The following is a 15,259-nucleotide window of genomic DNA, read 5'->3' as shown; positions in this document are numbered from 1 at the left end:
TCTGGCCTCTTTGTCGTTTATAACCTTGCCCGGGTTGAGCGCGGGGTGGCGAGCAGCAGATTGGTTTCGCTGGCCTTGATGCCCGGCACCAGTCGAATGCGGCGCAGCACGGCATCGAAATCGGTCAGTGTTGCAGCACCCAGTTCCACCACCAGATCGAAACGACCATTGGTAGTGTGAACGGCTGAAATTTCCGAGAAGCCACCAAGCGCCTTGACCACACGGTCGGCGACATGGCCTTCGATTTCGATCATCATGATGCCACGCACCGGCAGATCGACCGCATCGGACCGCAGGATCACTGTGTAGCCGATGATGTCTCCGGACTGTTCCAGTCGTTCCATACGGGCGCGAACCGTCGCGCGGGAAACACCGAGATCGATTGCCACATCCGAAATGCTGCGTCGGCCATTGTGACGTAAAAGCGTGATTAGCTTTTCATCCAGGTCGTCCATGTTTTCTCCATTTTGAAAAGCCAATCCGACATTCTGATAAACCAAACCATTAAAATTGCCAATCCGGTTGCTTCACATCGCCAAGCGTAAATGGTCAATCTAGGGCAATAATTTCTCTGGAGTAGCACTTTATGCATTGCAAGATTTTGGGATTGCCTGTTCAGGAAGGCACTGGACGTCTCGGCTGCAATATGGGCCCTGACGGTTATCGCGCCGCTGGCATTGCGGATGCAATTCGCGAGCTTGGCCACGAGTTTACCGATCTCGGCAATCTGGCTCCGGCTGAACTGCGCCCGCTGACCCATCCCAATCCTGTGATCAAGGCACTGCCGCAGGCTGTCGCCTGGATCGAAGCAATCAGCGAAGCTGCTTATCGCGAAAGCGAAGAAGGTTTCCCGATCTTCCTCGGTGGCGATCATCTGCTTGCAGCAGGCACTGTTCCCGGCATTGCGCGCCGCGCCGCGGAAAAGGGCCTCAAGCAATTTGTGCTGTGGCTTGATGCGCATACGGATTTCCATACGCTGGAAACGACGGGCAGCGGCAATCTGCATGGTACACCTGTTGCCTATTACACGGGCCAGAAGGGCTTTGAAGGCTATTTTCCGACATTGGCAGCGCCGATTGATCCCGCCAATGTTTGCATGATGGGCATTCGCAGTGTTGATCCGGCAGAACGTGCTGCGATCAAGCAGACCGATGTTGCCGTCTATGACATGCGCCTTATTGATGAGCACGGTGTGGCAGCCCTGTTGCGCCGCTTCCTGCAGCGCGTGAAGGACGAAAACGGTCTTCTTCATGTGAGTCTCGATGTCGATTTCCTTGAACCTTCGATTGCGCCCGCTGTGGGCACCACGGTTCCCGGCGGTGCGACCTTCCGTGAAGCACATCTCATCATGGAAATGCTGCACGACAGCGATCTGGTGACAAGCCTCGATCTCGTTGAGCTTAATCCGTTTCTCGATGAACGCGGACGCACCGCAACCGTGATGGTTGACCTGATGGCGAGCCTTTTGGGCCGCAGCGTCATGGACCGTCCAACCATCAATTACTGAATTCAGGAGGCCGCATTGATGCGACGCCAGATGTCGCTCATCTGGCCGCAGATGCTTTAGGAGTAATAATGACCCAACCGAACCTCAATATCGTCCCTTTCGTCAGTGTCGATCACATGATGAAGCTGGTGCTTTCCGTCGGCGTCGAAACCTTCCTCAAGGAGCTCGCCGATTATGTGGAAGAGGATTTCCGCCGCTGGGAAAGCTTCGACAAGACGCCGCGCGTGGCTTCGCATTCCGATGAAGGCGTGATCGAGCTGATGCCGACAAGCGACGGTACGATGTACGGCTTCAAATATGTGAACGGTCATCCGAAGAATACGCGTGACGGCCTGCAGACGGTTACGGCCTTTGGCGTTCTCTCGGATGTTGGCAGCGGTTATCCGATGCTTCTGACCGAAATGACCATTCTGACGGCGCTGCGCACGGCTGCAACCTCGGCAGTCGCAGCCAAGCATCTTGCGCCGAAGAATGCGCGCACGATGGCGATCATCGGCAACGGCGCTCAGAGTGAGTTTCAGGCCCTGGCGTTCAAGGCAATTCTCGGTATCGACAAGCTGCGTCTCTATGACATTGACCGCACGGCTTCGGAAAAATGCGCGCGCAATCTGGAAGGTGCAGGCATTGATATCGTGATCTGCAAGGATGTTGAAGAAGTGGTCGAGGGTGCGGAAATCATCACGACCGTAACGGCCGACAAGCTTAATGCGACGATCCTGACCGACAATATGGTTGGTGCTGGCGTTCATATCAACGCGGTTGGCGGTGACTGCCCAGGCAAGACGGAGCTGCACGGCGATATCCTCCGTCGTTCGGATATCTTCGTCGAATATCCGCCGCAGACCCGCATTGAAGGCGAAATCCAGCAGCTTCCGGAAGATTATCCCGTCAATGAATTGTGGGAAGTGATTACCGGCAAGACCGAAGGCCGCAAGGATGTGCGTCAGATAACGCTGTTCGACTCTGTCGGCTTTGCAACGGAAGACTTTTCGGCTCTGCGCTATGTTCGTGACAAGCTGAAGGATACGGGCTTTTATGAGCAGCTCGATCTGCTGGCTGATCCGGATGAGCCGCGCGATCTTTACGGCATGTTGTTGCGCCACAAGCAGCAGCTTCAGGCCGAAAAGTCCAAGCCAGCGGCCTGATTTCTGATCTTTTGAGCAGCTTCCACTTTTGGAAGATGGGCTCTACCTGTTGCAACCCTGCCGCGCTTGATGCGCGGCGGGGACGCTCTTTCACAATCAATGCGATAAACTCTTGTGCCGTGCGCGATTTCTATTATTGCAGGATGTGATTTCTGTGATGGGGTGCATCGAGCATGGGCGACAGGGTGGAAAGCGAAACATTCTTTAGACAATCGGCAAGGACCGTGCGGCTTGCCGCCAGCCCCGTCGTCTTCTGCGAGACACTCGGCCTTTTTCAGGCTCCCCTTGGCCAATCTCTTGATATAGTTGTCGTATTTTCCAGTCCCTGGGGGCTGGAAGAACTCTGCACGACACGCAAATTCTGGCGCGTCATTGCCGACGAACTGTCGGTGCATGGCATCGCTTCTTTCCGTTTTGACTGGCCCGGCACGGGCGATGGGCGTGATGACATCGATTTTTCACAGGGGCTGGCGCTCTGGCAAAATACCTTGGTGGAGGCTGCTCGGAAAGCGCGCGACCTGTCAGGGGCACGCCGCGTCATTATCATAGGGCAGAGCCTTGGTGCAGCCGTCGCTGCCGAAACTGCAGCCCGGATCGACGGTATCGCGGCATTGGCGCTACTGGCGCCGGTCATTTCAGGACGGTTCTATACGCGCGAACTGGCCGTCTGGTCGAGCATGGTCGATGCCGATCTGGGACTGACCGATGCGCAGAGGATCAAGAACAGCGTTTCCATCGCATCGCTGACGATGCAGCGGCAAGTGGCTGCCGATGTGAAGAAGATCAATCTTCTGTCACTGGAGACGAAGCCCGCGCCGCAATGTCTTTTGCTGGCACGGACGGAGCGTCCGAACGATGCCGAACTGGCGACGCATCTGGAAAAACTGGGTGCGGACGTGACGGTTGAAGCCTTTGCCGATTACGACAAGCTGATTTCGAACCCGGTTATCTCTCGGCTTCCTCTGGAAGTCGCGGATCGGCTTGTCGATTGGGTGGCAGGCCTTGCAGGGTCTGATCCTGCGCAGAATAAGCCCGATGATAGCGCTCTTGGCGGCTCGTTGACGGGCGACGGTTTTATCGAAACGCCTGTATCTTTCGGTTCTGGCGATCGCCTTTCAGGCGTTATCTGTGCGCCCTTGGGCGAACGGCGCGGCAGAACGGTCCTTTTCCTGTCATCATCCTATGACCGGCGTGTCGGATGGGGCCGCACCACTGTTGATATGGCACGCAAGCTTGCACGGGAAGGGTTGGCTTCCCTGCGCTTCGACATCGCGAATGCAGGTGATAGTCCACCCAATCCGGGCATGCCGGAACAGGTGCTTTACACCCAAGGACCAGAAACAGATGTTGCCGAAGCTCTCGATTATCTTGACGCCATAGGCTGGGGGCGTCCCGTTGTCGCCGGACGGTGCAGCGGTGCGTTTCTGGGGTTCCACAGCGCCCTCAAAGATGAACGCATTTCCGGTGCGGTTCTCGTCAATCCGGTGACATTTTATTGGGCGCCAGAGCGCTCGGTTGAGGATGCTGTTCGCGAAGGCAATCGCACGCTGGAGGATTACGGCAGTCGCGCGCTCCGTGCCGAAACATTCCAGCGTCTGTTTCGCGGTGAATTGGACATCCGTGCTATCCTGCGCAACCTCATGCGAGGGATCGTCGGGCGTGTTCGCAGTCTGGCACGCAAGCTGCTGCGCAGCCGCACAGTGGAAGGACGAGCGGTCTACTCGGCTTTTGACGAATTGAAGCAACGTCAGGTACCAGTGGCATTGGTCTATGCCGAAAAGGACACCGGGCGCGAACATTTCGATTTCTATTTCGATCAGGCGGGCAGCAGCGTGCAGGGTTTCGACAATGTGTCGGTCGCCCTCATTCCCGATGCCGATCATAATCTGACGCCGGAACATTCACGCGAAATCTATATCGATGAGATCCGTTCGCTGGCCATGCGTGGTTAGAACCAGACGATCCGGGACGAACCGGCGATACGGATTTCGCCCGTTGGTTTCTCCTGCGCATCCTTACGCGGGATGAGTGCGATGCGTTTGGTCTCATTGGGAGCAAGGTGAAACCAGTTCTCCGCCGCGCGCCAGTCACCTGCATCGATGCTGACGGATTGGGCCAGAACCGGTGTTTTCAGATCGAGGAACCAGTTCCCGTTCTTTTCGACAGGCACAGCTTCGACGGCGGCATCGTGAAAGGCCTTTGTCCGTCCAAGCGGAAAGTGAAACGCTTCAGCGACTGTAACATCATTACGCTTCAGTCGAGCCACCGTGACGTCATGTGCCGCAGGGCCGAAACGATAGGCGTAAGTGACATCGAAAAATGCGCCGAACAGGTCGGTGGCGGGGACGGTTATCGTTGAACGACCGGCAATTGAAAGATCTTGGCGACCGGAAGCCACCGGCTGCGAACCGGTGCGCAGACATGCTAATTCAAGCGAAAGATCAGCGGATTCCACCTGCTCGTTCAGAATGTGAATCGCAAGGCCGTTGATGCCTTCATCGGTCAAGGCGAGTTGTTGCGGGCGGAAGGCGCGCTTGAGGCCATACCACGAAGCCTTGGGTTCGCCGGTCGCATCGATCATGCCCCAACCGGCACCCGGCAGAAGATCCTGAAACATCCAGAGAAGTGCACCAAAACAGGTGCTTTCGGGGCGTCTCCATTCGGCGAAGGTCGCTTCCATCACTTCCGCAGTGACGGCGCGGGAAAGGTGGAGATATTGTTCCATATCCTCGCGCCGCAACCGCGCCGGATCGTAGCTGTATAACATCTCCAGATAGGCGTCCCGCACATCCTCGAAATCCCAGGATACGCCACGATCGCGGGGCACACCTGCCTTCCAGCGCGGATCGTGGACTGGCGGCACATCGAGATGGGTTTTCAGCGTGCGCGTTTCCGGCACGTTGGAGAAGGCCAGACATTCGGTCGCAAAGCGCACTTCCGCACGCCGTGCATCTTCCATTGGTCGGCAATAGGCACTGACGCCGTAATAGTGGCTGACACCTTCATTGCTGATGAAGGGGAGGGCGCCATAGCAGGGCGAATTCGGCACATAGGGAATATTCGGGCAAAGCTCGACAGCGATGCTGGGTAAAATTTCCTCGGTAAGCGGACCTTTCCAGGTTGCTTCCGGGAGGCCCATCATCGCGCCTTGTTGGTAGATTTCGCTGCCGCCGCAAAGAACTGTCAGCGACGGCGCATGTCGGACGGCGTTGAGAATCTGACAAGCTTCCGCTCTTACTTTGGCGACAAAAGTTTCGTCCTTCACCGGGTAATCGAAGTTGGCGAACATGAAGTCCTGCCACACCATGATGCCCAGCTCGTCGCAAAGCGCATAGAAATCCGGTGTCTCATAGGTGGTGATGCCGCTCAGCCGCAGCATGTTCATGCCCGCTTCCTGTGCGAGCTTCAGCCATGGCTCATAATCGCTGCGCGCGCCGGGGAGACGGACGATATCGGCGGAACTCCATACCGCACCACGACAGAAGATCTTCTCGCCATTGATCTTGAGTGCAAATCCCTTGCCGTCCGGTCCACGGTCGACTTCGATGCTGCGAAAACCAGTACGCCCGAGCAACTGCTTTTCACCGTCGAGCGAAAGTTCGACATCGTGAAGCGTCGGATTGCCATGCGTGTGCGGCCACCATGGTTCGATATTGGGAAGCGTCAGCCTTGCCGCCCACTGATCGCCGTTTTGGCGCTCGCAGGCGGTTTTCTGCCCCGCACAATGGAGGGTGGGCGTTTCGGTTTTGCCGCTATAGGTAAAGCTGACCCCAAGTTCACCATGGCTGGTTGCGGTCAATTTCGCCTGAATGGCAATGCCGGATATGGCTTCAGCGTCATAGCGGCTGATTGTAATTGGACGCCATGGGCCAACGGCATGCACTTCCGGGCACCAGCCCGGCATGTAGCCAAGCGTGGTCGTGCGGACGAGGCGCAGGCCTTGCGTGTTCATCAGTTGTGTGCGCCAGCGGGCACGCGGACCTTTCTGGGCGAGACGGGGAGCGAGCGCGCGAAAACACAGCGCGAGCTCATCCTTGCCGGTCAGTATGACGGCCAGATCATGGCCAAGGAACATGCTGTCGGTCTGCAGCAGCAGTTCGCCGTTGAAAAAGACGTCGCAGATCGTGGCAAGTCCGCCAAAATGCAGGGTGACCGGGCCGGGTGTTTCCTTGAGATCGAGGAAATACCAGGCATCCTGATTGTCGAGCGGTGCGGGGTTTTTCCGGTCGAAGCGTCCGGATTTATCCAGTGCTTCCGCCACTGTGCCGGGTACGGGAGCATTGTCAATTGTCTCACTGCGCGGGACGTCGTGCGGCGATTGCGCTGCATCCGGGCCGGTGATGACGAGCCGCCACCCGGCAGAGAGTGGTCGGCTGGTCGGGTTCAGTTCAAGCCGCATCGCGACCGAGTTCCGTTGCCAGCGCTGCCATCAGCCGATCCCAGGCATCCGCTGCCGGTTGAAGCGTTCCGGCCAATGCGTCGAACTTTTTGCGCATCACGGCGCGGGCGAGCTGGAACTGGACGGCCTTTGCTGTTTCCGCGATCTGCAAGGCATCTGCCGAGGCCGTTGCAAAGCGCTTGCCTTGCCCAAGCCAGTCGAGGTGACTTGCCGCGAGTTCGAAATTTGCGCCGAGCTGACGCAGCGTGTTGAAGGCATATTTATGGAAGAAGCCAAACGGGCGTTCGGCGATTGCTTCAACCTGAGCGGGGAACACGCTGGCAAAAGCGCGGATCGGGTTTTCCGTCGGTCTCCGCGCAAAATGGCGTGTCAGAAGGATTTCGGCAATGCGTCGCTGATGCGCCTCATCCGGCACATGCTTCGGAAACTTGGCGAATTCCGTATAGGGCAGGAAGGGCAGGTCGGCTTCCGTCAGATGACGCTGGAAAACGCCGTCGAAATCCTCACCTTCGAGGTGATAGAAACTGCCATTGTGGAAATAATCGAGCGAGCGGCTTTCGACGTCCATGCGGTTGATGGCGATGGTCGTCTTGCCATGTTCCGTGCGGTAGCTGACGCCATGCGTATCAGGCATGAAATAGCTGTCCATTTCGATCATGCAAAGGCGTCCGCGCGCAATCTGCTCGGCGATATGGCTTTCCACATGATCGAAAATTGCAAGCTCCGTCGCCCGCACACCATAAAGGGCTTCAAGGTCTTCCAGCGGCACCTTGAAGAAGGTGAACTGGTCGCCCTCGAAATCCTGCGTCAGCGTGAAGCCGAGCATGGCTTCCGGGGCGACGCCCAATGTTGCCAGCACTTCGATCCAAAGATCGACATAGCAGTTGGTTTCCGGCCAGATACGCGTCTGGGCATGCAAAGCGTGCGGCGTGTAACGGTCGGGCGCGATGTTCGGAAAAACTGCCTTCATGGTCGCGATCAGCCCCACAATTCCTTGCGTACGTTTTCCGGCCAGATTTCAACATCCAGACCGTGATGATGGAAGAGCGCCAGTGCGATGCGCTCCAGCCCGAACCCGACGCAGGCGGTGTGTGCCACGGCACCGTCATCGAGCGAGAGGCCCCACTTCACGCCGAACTGGTCCTGATGATAATTGAAGCTCATGCAGGCGGTCGGCTTTTCGACGCTGGTGATCGGAATCAGCAGTTCGAATTTCAGGTTCTGGTCGCGCTGGTTGTTGACCAGCAACTTGCCAGCACGTCCGAAGAACGGGTCGTTGGCGACGTCGATCTCGACGGGCAGTTCGACCTTCTTCATCATTTCCGTGCCACGGTCGATCCAGAGCTGGCGGAACGACATCACATCGGCTTCCGTGCCCATGCGCACATATTCACGCATGCGGAAAAGCTGCTGGCGGGCAGGGTCAACCGATGGTTCATGGCGGAAGCAATAGGATTGCAGGTCGTAAAGCCCGCCACCCTGCGGCAGCGGTCCGCGCTTGGCAATCGTGGGATAGAGCGGATAGCAGGCTGCGGGCGTCAGAACGATGTCCGTAGCCTTTTGTTCCAGCGTCCAGTCCGTGCCTTCATCCATGCACTTTATGAGGTTGACGTGGTCAAGCTCGCAACCACAGAAGCTGTGCACCGTGCCGGCGAGTTGCGGGAAGCTTTTCATGTAGCCGCTTTTTTCGAAAAAAGCGCGGTTCATGCCGGGCGGGAAGCGGATCGCTTCGGCGCCGTCATTGCCTCCGGTACGATCTATCAGGCGTTCGAATGCCTGGATGACATCTTCGAACTGGCCGGAGCGTCCATATAGACCTTCCACGCCGGTGTCGATCAGGAGACCGGAATCAAAAAGCCGGTCTAGAAATGATCTCTGAGCATCCATGGCGATTATCCCAAAAGGCTGGTGTTCTGTTTGTGAATGAGCAACATCGTGGCCGTATTGCCGAGGATGCGCTCGTTTGAAATCATTAGTTGCGCGGAATGCGCGTCGCGCAGATGGCGTCCGAGACTGAAAGGCGTGCCATTCTTGTAGCCCATGATGCCGCAGACCAGCATGGCGTGATTGATGATCTGAAGGATCGTTTGTGACGCGGCAATCTTGAGATTGTTCATCGCAATCGCAAAGCCCATCGATGCCAGCTTGTCAGGGTCGTGCTTTGCTTCGCGATAGGTCTTGAGGCAGGCGACGATTTCGGACTTCAGCATCTGAAGCATGTTGGATGCTTCGGCAACGCGCAATGCGCCCGGCTGCGGCGCGCCCGGATTGCGCTTTGCGGCGGCGCGCACGAATGCCTGCGCCCGGTTGACCGCATCGACGGCGATGCCATACCAGAGCGAGCTCCACAGCGTATGCGACTGCGCCAGCATGGATTGCGCTGCGATTTCAGCGAAAGGATGCGGCAGGATTTGCACCTTGTCGGCCTCGCCGCGGAACACAAATCCTTCCGAGCAGGTGCCGCGCATGCCGAGCGTGTCCCAATCATGGGTCTTTTCGAGTGTGTACTGGTCTTTCAGGAACACGGTCATCACCTGATCCGACGAGGCGGCATCCTTGTGGGAGCGCGACGTGATCAAAATGGCATCTGCATAGGTGCCATAGGAAATGACAGTGGCGTTCTTTTCCAGACGGCAGATATCGCCGTCGACCTCAATGGCGCAGATCGAATTGCGCAGATCGCCGCCGATGCCGCCTTCAGTCGTTGCGGACGCAAGCAACAACTGGTCTTTCGCGATTTTGCGCATGAAGTCCCGGTGCCACTCGACCGTTTGGCCGTGTTCCACCACGCTTGAAAGCTTGATGTGATGCATGGCGAAAATCATCGCGCTCGACGCACAGGACTGTCCGAGAACGCAACATAGTTCCGCAATCTGGTCGATTTCTGCACTCTCGCCGCCGAACTCACTTGGCACCTGAATGCCGAGCAGACCTTCGGCCTTCATTGCATCGATTGCTTCACGCGGGAAGCGGCCTTCCTTATCGACGCTATCGGAAAATTTACCCGCTATGGCCGCAACGCGGCCTACGCGCTCTGAAAGACTGTTTCCCGCCCCGGCATTCATTATGCAGCCTCTTTGTCCTTGAGAATCTGGGTGATCGTCTGTTCGATGGCCTTGATGCTCGCGAAAGACTTGCGATTGAGATACTGGTCCGGAAATTCGATATCGAACTTGTCTTCCAGACCAAGCATGAGCTGAACCGATGCAAAGGAGGACAGGCCCGCGCTGTAAAGATCGGCATCGTCGGCGATGTCGGTCACGGGTCCCGGCAGGCTGCCGACCTTGGCCAAAAGTTCGCGAATGGATTCATTCATAATTTATCTCCCTGCATATCCGCTCAAGTCGAATGTTCGCGTCTGGGTTGACGCGACAACACGATCTCTTGAGCTTTCAAAAAAGCTGCGGCAACTGTTCGAAATTCTGCCCCTTTATGCAAGTGATATGTTGCGAATATTAGCTACATCGCAAACACACCATCGCGCGTTTGGCTTTATCTGCTCCCGCAAGCCTTTATTTTCTGTTGACGTGACTGAGTTGCATTCCGCTTATTCTGGGGACGTGCTTATATAGTTAAATATTCAATGACAAGATATGTTGCATTGCCCGCAAGGGTTGCGCGCTCTTTTTGGTTAAAGAGGGCGTCGAGAATGCCGTGGTGCGGAAATCTGTCCCGTGTTGGTGGCGATTGCCATTTCAAAACTGTCGGCAATGCGCTGCGCCCGGTCGATGAAAATGATTGCGGCTTCGGGCGGGAATATTTCGCGCGCGGTTTTCTCGAAAAGCTCGAGCCAGCGGTCAAAATGTTCGTTCTTCAATCCCAGCTTCAGATGTGGCGCCATGGGGCGCCCGTCATAGCTGCCAGTCTTGAGAATAACTGACGACCAGAATGTAGCGATCTGTGCGATATGATGATCCCAATCGTGAACTGCATCGGCGAAAATCGGCCCGATAACTGCATCTTCGCGCGCCCGTCCGTAGAAAGTGGCCACCAGCTTTTCAATGGAGGCTGGATCAATGGACGGATGAGGCTGATTGATGAGAACGGTCATGATCGCTTGTCGAATGTCTTTGTGCCAGAGGTGGATTCTCGAGCGGCTCCAGTTAAACAGAGTCGTTGGAACAGCTCTATCCGTTTGTTTTTACGCATGTCTTTATCCCGAAACCGGTCCCTCCTTTCGGGAGACGTGCTGTAGGGCAGATATAATCGCTGTGTTGACCACAATCCAGTGAAGTGTTGCCGCATGGGCATCAACTTCCCGTTGGCGGCGCGGCTATGACAGCTTATTAGTCCTTCTGTATATAGTTGAGGGAGAGATGAATGCGGGTGTTCCTGATTGCGGGTCTCCTGACCCTGACGATGGCCGGGGCAGGCTTTGCTGCTTCGTGTGAACAGAATTTCAAGTCCGAGGGCGTTCCGCTCGTAACTGCGATGAGCTATCGCTCGACACAAAACTTTGCCGGTGTGAAATCGTCGACCGCCTTGCAGCGTCTGGCACAAGCTGTTGCCGCCGAAGGTTTCTCAGGCATCAAGATCAACAAACAGCTCGCTTCGATTGATGCTTTTCAGGAGACGACCGGATCAGGCCGTATCCAGACCTTGCGCGTAACTGCGCGGGCGCAGGGTAAGGGCACACGTGTCGATGCGATTTTCAGTATTCAGGCGGGACAGGCAACCAGCAAGTCGGTGGTACGCGAAGGGCTTTGCCGCATCATTGCTGCTGCAGCGAATTGAGCCTTATTGCCTGATGGTCGATGCCATCAGGCAATTTTCTGCATCAATTCGATACGATTGCCGAACGGATCGTGGATGTAGCAACGCTCATAACCTTGCAGTGGCTCATCCACGACAGCTTCGATACCGGCTCTTGCCAGATGTGCGGTCATCTCCTGCAGATCGTCGACCAGAAATGCAGGATGTGCCTTGCGCGCAGGTGCGAAAGGGCGCTCAACGCCCAGATGAAGCCTGATCGTCCCCATTTCAAACCAGCAGCCACCGCGGGCTACCAGATTCTCAGGTTTTGGAACTTCCTTGAAACCCAGGATCGAGCCATAGAAATCGCGCGCTTTCTGCTCCTGGCCTTCCGGCATTGCCAGTTGAACATGATCGAGAGCGATGATTTGCATGAAGGTGGCCGGGTCCAAAAGATGAACCCACAGCATAAAGCTCGCCGACTGCCGGTCAAGCTACGAAAATTGCGTTCATTTCAGGGGGGCGTTGGTAGCGGAGGAGGGATTCGAACCCCCGACACAAGGATTATGATTCCTCTGCTCTAACCTACTGAGCTACTCCGCCACGCGTCGCTTTGCAGAGACAACTTCATGATCGCCGTTTCCGGTGGGACAAATCGTTGTTCCTGCAAGGAATGGCGGCGGTATATGTGCGGAATGAAAAGCTGTCAAGCATTCTTCGCATAGCTTTCGTCTTGTTTTCTATCATTTGCACCGATAAGGAACTTGGCATCAGCAAAGGCATAGTTTTATGGCACCTCGTATTGCGGTTTTGGGTTGCGGCTATTGGGGCGGCAATCACATTCGTACCCTGAAGAGCCTCGGTGCCCTTCAGGCAGTCTCGGACTCAAGGGCAGAACAGGCGGAACGCTTCGCGACCGAGTTCAACGTTCCCAGCATTCCCGTCGATGAGTTGTTCAGCCGTCCGGACATTGATGGCATCGTTCTGGCGCTACCGGCACAGTTTCATTCACAATACGCCATTCAGGCAGTGAAGAACGGCAAGGACGTGCTGGTCGAAAAGCCGATCGCGCTCGACATTCCGGCTGCGGAAGCCGAAGTGGAGGCTGCCCGCGAAAACGGTCGCGTGTTCATGGTTGGCCATGTGCTGCGTTTCCATCCGGCCTTCGAAAAGCTTCTCGACATGGTGAAAAGCGGCGAGCTCGGCGACATCCGCTATGTGCATTCGCATCGCGTCGGCTTCGGCAAGTTCCACAACGAGTTCGACGCCCTGTGGGACCTTGCGCCGCACGATCTTTCGATGATCCTGGCGATCACCGGAGAAGAGCCGAGCGCAGTTCGTGGAGAAGGCGTCGCGACGCTCAATCATCTCACTGACATCGCCCATCTTCATCTCGATTTTCCGAGTGGTATCCGTGGGCATTTGTTTGCGTCGCGTCTGAATGCCTATCGCGAGCGCCGCCTGACAGTCACCGGCACAAAAGGCATGGCTGTATTCGATGACGTCGAGCCATGGGATCGCAAGCTTGCGCTCTACAGCCACGATGTCTGGCGGGAAAACGATCAGTGGTCTTTCAAATCCGTCGAGCCGGTCTATATCCCGGTTGAGGAAGGCATGCCACTGACACGTGAATTGCAGCATTTCATGCATTGCATCGAGACACGCGAGAAGCCGCGGACCGATGGCAAGGAAGCGATCAGCGTGCTGCGCATTCTCACGGAAGGTACTGTCCGGCACCCGCGTTAAAAGGGAGCCGTGCGGTCCGAGTAATCTGCGTCAAGCGGTGTTACAGGAATCGCAAAACTTTGAACGCTCTGGCCGTAGCGGGGCAGGGCGCAAGCGAATAAATAGGTTGCCGAGGATTCGCATATCGAATTGTGCGGGCCAGATATATTGGAGCCAACATGCAGTTTATTGATCTTGGAGCGCAGCGCGCGCGTATCGAAGACCGTCTCAATGCCGCCATTTCCAAGGTTGTTGCGGAAGGCCGTTATATTCTTGGACCGGAAGTGGCCGAATTCGAAAAGAAACTCGGCGAGTATCTGGGCGTGGAACACGTCATCGCCTGCGCCAACGGTACCGACGCCTTGCAGATGCCCCTGATGGCACGCGGCATTGGTCCGGGTGATGCGGTATTCGTTCCGTCCTTCACCTTTGCTGCCACCGCGGAAGTCGTTGCGCTCGTCGGCGCGGAGCCGGTGTTCATCGACGTAGACGCGGATACATACAATCTGAATGTCGAACAGCTTGAAGCTGCCATCGCCGCTATCCGGAAGGAAGGCCGCCTGCAGCCGAAGGCGATCATTCCGGTCGATCTGTTCGGTCTGGCTGCCGATTATAACCGCATCAGCGCTATCGCCGACCGCGAAGGCCTGTTCGTCATTGAAGACGCTGCGCAATCGATCGGCGGCAAGCGTGACAACGTCATGTGTGGTGCTTTCGGTCATGTTGGTGCGACGAGCTTCTATCCGGCCAAGCCGCTTGGTTGCTACGGCGACGGTGGTGCCATGTTTACCAATGATGCCGAGCTTGCCGACACGCTGCGCTCCGTGCTGTTCCACGGCAAGGGCGAAACGCAGTATGACAATGTTCGTATCGGCATCAACTCACGTCTGGATACGATCCAGGCCGCTGTTCTTCTGGAAAAGCTGGCAATCCTTGAAGACGAAATGGAAGCGCGCGACCGTATTGCCAAACGCTACAATGAGTTGCTCAAGGACGTGGTCAAGGTTCCGGCACTTCCGACTGGCAATCGTTCGGCCTGGGCACAGTATTCGATTGAAAGCGAAAACCGCGACGGTCTGAAGGCGCATCTTCAGGCAGCCGGCATTCCATCGGTCATTTATTACGTGAAGCCGTTGCACCAGCAGACTGCATACAAGCATTATCCGGTTGCGCCGGGCGGTCTTCCGGTTTCGGAAAGCCTGCCGAACCGTATTCTGAGCCTGCCGATGCACCCCTATTTGTCGGAAGCCGATCATGACAAGATCATCGGCGCTATCCGTGGTTTCCACGGCAAGAAGGCCTGATCAGTTTCCAATCTGATTGACGAAAAACCCGGCGAAAGCCGGGTTTTTTATTTGTCATGCCTGCAAATTCAATTGCCAGGAAACCCCGTATTTGTCCTTAATCCAGGCGAAAAGCTTGCTGAAACCGTAATTGTCGAGCGGCATCAGTGTCTCGCCGCCTTCCGAAAGCTTTTCAAAAACGCTGGTCAGGCTTTCTTCATCGTGGAAATCGATGAACAGCGATATGGATGGGTTGAAATCGAACTGGTGCGGAATGGGGCTGTCGATCACGATCAGGCGGTGTTCGGCGAAGGTTACACGCGCAATCTGCACCTTACCGGGACTGCCGCTCGCTTCGTCATAGGTTTTGATCGACTCGATCAGGAAGTCGGGAAAGATCGAACGATATGTTTCCAGAGCTGCGCCTGCACTGCCCTGAAACATGAGATGGGTGCAAACCTGTGTCATGTCGAAAGCCTAACACGGCCCCGCCAGTTCCGGCAATCGG

15 protein-coding genes and 1 tRNA gene are annotated in these 15,259 nt (G+C 56.3%); 6 read left to right on the top strand and 10 right to left on the bottom strand.

Annotated elements, in window-relative coordinates; all coding sequences use genetic code 11:
* Nucleotides 1-17: 17 nt before the first annotated feature.
* Nucleotides 18-455: an Lrp/AsnC family transcriptional regulator gene (locus ACYSN1_RS15020; RefSeq protein ID WP_140021621.1), complete on the bottom strand. Its 438-nt coding sequence runs from the start codon at nt 453-455 to the stop codon at nt 18-20.
* Between the two features lie 131 nt (nt 456-586).
* Between ACYSN1_RS15020 and rocF the strand changes: the two genes are divergently transcribed.
* From rocF to ACYSN1_RS15005, 3 genes are all read left to right on the top strand, one after another.
* Nucleotides 587-1,507 carry an arginase gene (gene rocF / locus ACYSN1_RS15015; protein ID WP_461726413.1) on the top strand — a complete coding sequence of 307 codons (921 nt, stop codon included), beginning with the start codon at nt 587-589 and terminating at the stop codon, nt 1,505-1,507.
* A 68-nt stretch (nt 1,508-1,575) separates the two neighbouring features.
* Nucleotides 1,576-2,652, top strand: coding sequence for an ornithine cyclodeaminase (locus ACYSN1_RS15010; protein ID WP_461726412.1), 1,077 nt, complete (start codon nt 1,576-1,578; stop codon nt 2,650-2,652).
* 173 nt (nt 2,653-2,825) lie between these two features.
* The gene (locus ACYSN1_RS15005; protein ID WP_461726411.1) at nt 2,826-4,604 is read left to right on the top strand and encodes an alpha/beta fold hydrolase; all 1,779 of its coding nucleotides are present in this window, start codon (nt 2,826-2,828) and stop codon (nt 4,602-4,604) included.
* Here the strand turns inward: ACYSN1_RS15005 and ACYSN1_RS15000 are convergent.
* The 6 genes from ACYSN1_RS15000 to ACYSN1_RS14975 all read right to left on the bottom strand — a co-directional run bounded on the left by ACYSN1_RS15000 (nt 4,601) and on the right by ACYSN1_RS14975 (nt 11,102).
* On the bottom strand, nt 4,601-7,051 hold the full coding sequence (locus ACYSN1_RS15000; RefSeq protein WP_461726410.1) for a glycoside hydrolase family 2 protein: 2,451 nt from the start codon (nt 7,049-7,051) through the stop codon (nt 4,601-4,603). The genes ACYSN1_RS15005 and ACYSN1_RS15000 overlap by 4 nt on opposite strands.
* Nucleotides 7,041-8,021 (bottom strand): DUF1839 family protein, encoded by a 981-nt coding sequence (locus ACYSN1_RS14995; RefSeq protein WP_461726409.1) that lies wholly within the window; start codon nt 8,019-8,021, stop codon nt 7,041-7,043. The genes ACYSN1_RS15000 and ACYSN1_RS14995 overlap by 11 nt, the downstream gene beginning before the upstream one ends.
* An 8-nt stretch (nt 8,022-8,029) precedes the next feature.
* Nucleotides 8,030-8,938: an amino acid--[acyl-carrier-protein] ligase gene (locus ACYSN1_RS14990; protein WP_151555949.1), complete on the bottom strand. Its 909-nt coding sequence runs from the start codon at nt 8,936-8,938 to the stop codon at nt 8,030-8,032.
* 5 nt (nt 8,939-8,943) lie between these two features.
* Nucleotides 8,944-10,116 (bottom strand): acyl-CoA dehydrogenase family protein, encoded by a 1,173-nt coding sequence (locus ACYSN1_RS14985; protein WP_140021627.1) that lies wholly within the window; start codon nt 10,114-10,116, stop codon nt 8,944-8,946.
* Entirely contained in the window at nt 10,116-10,367 is a 252-nt protein-coding gene (locus ACYSN1_RS14980; RefSeq protein ID WP_140021628.1) for an acyl carrier protein, read from the bottom strand. The genes ACYSN1_RS14985 and ACYSN1_RS14980 overlap by 1 nt, the downstream gene beginning before the upstream one ends.
* A 315-nt stretch (nt 10,368-10,682) precedes the next feature.
* On the bottom strand, nt 10,683-11,102 hold the full coding sequence (locus ACYSN1_RS14975) for a group III truncated hemoglobin (protein WP_461726408.1): 420 nt from the start codon (nt 11,100-11,102) through the stop codon (nt 10,683-10,685).
* Nucleotides 11,103-11,371: 269 nt separating this feature from the next.
* On the opposite strand from ACYSN1_RS14975, the gene ACYSN1_RS14970 reads away from it, so the two are divergent.
* Entirely contained in the window at nt 11,372-11,785 is a 414-nt protein-coding gene (locus ACYSN1_RS14970) for a hypothetical protein (protein WP_461726407.1), read from the top strand.
* Between the two features lie 26 nt (nt 11,786-11,811).
* Here ACYSN1_RS14970 and ACYSN1_RS14965 read toward each other — a convergent pair whose 3' ends face one another.
* The gene (locus ACYSN1_RS14965) at nt 11,812-12,177 is read right to left on the bottom strand and encodes a VOC family protein (RefSeq protein WP_461726406.1); all 366 of its coding nucleotides are present in this window, start codon (nt 12,175-12,177) and stop codon (nt 11,812-11,814) included.
* A gap of 92 nt (nt 12,178-12,269) precedes the next feature.
* Nucleotides 12,270-12,346: transfer RNA gene (locus ACYSN1_RS14960), tRNA-Met, on the bottom strand.
* A 186-nt stretch (nt 12,347-12,532) separates the two neighbouring features.
* On the opposite strand from ACYSN1_RS14960, the gene ACYSN1_RS14955 reads away from it, so the two are divergent.
* Together ACYSN1_RS14955 and ACYSN1_RS14950 are read left to right on the top strand one after the other, a co-directional pair.
* On the top strand, nt 12,533-13,489 hold the full coding sequence (locus ACYSN1_RS14955; RefSeq protein WP_461726405.1) for a Gfo/Idh/MocA family protein: 957 nt from the start codon (nt 12,533-12,535) through the stop codon (nt 13,487-13,489).
* Nucleotides 13,490-13,647: 158 nt separating this feature from the next.
* A complete protein-coding gene (locus tag ACYSN1_RS14950) occupies nt 13,648-14,772 on the top strand; it encodes a DegT/DnrJ/EryC1/StrS family aminotransferase (protein ID WP_461726404.1) in 1,125 nt (374 codons plus the stop codon).
* A gap of 54 nt (nt 14,773-14,826) precedes the next feature.
* Here the strand turns inward: ACYSN1_RS14950 and ACYSN1_RS14945 are convergent, their stop codons facing one another.
* A complete protein-coding gene (locus ACYSN1_RS14945; protein ID WP_109987278.1) occupies nt 14,827-15,219 on the bottom strand; it encodes a VOC family protein in 393 nt (130 codons plus the stop codon).
* Between the last annotated feature and the right edge of the window lie 40 nt (nt 15,220-15,259).

The sequence above is a fragment of the Brucella sp. LJL56 genome, assembly GCF_054871705.1.
This window is presented reverse-complemented; position numbering and strand designations above follow the sequence as displayed.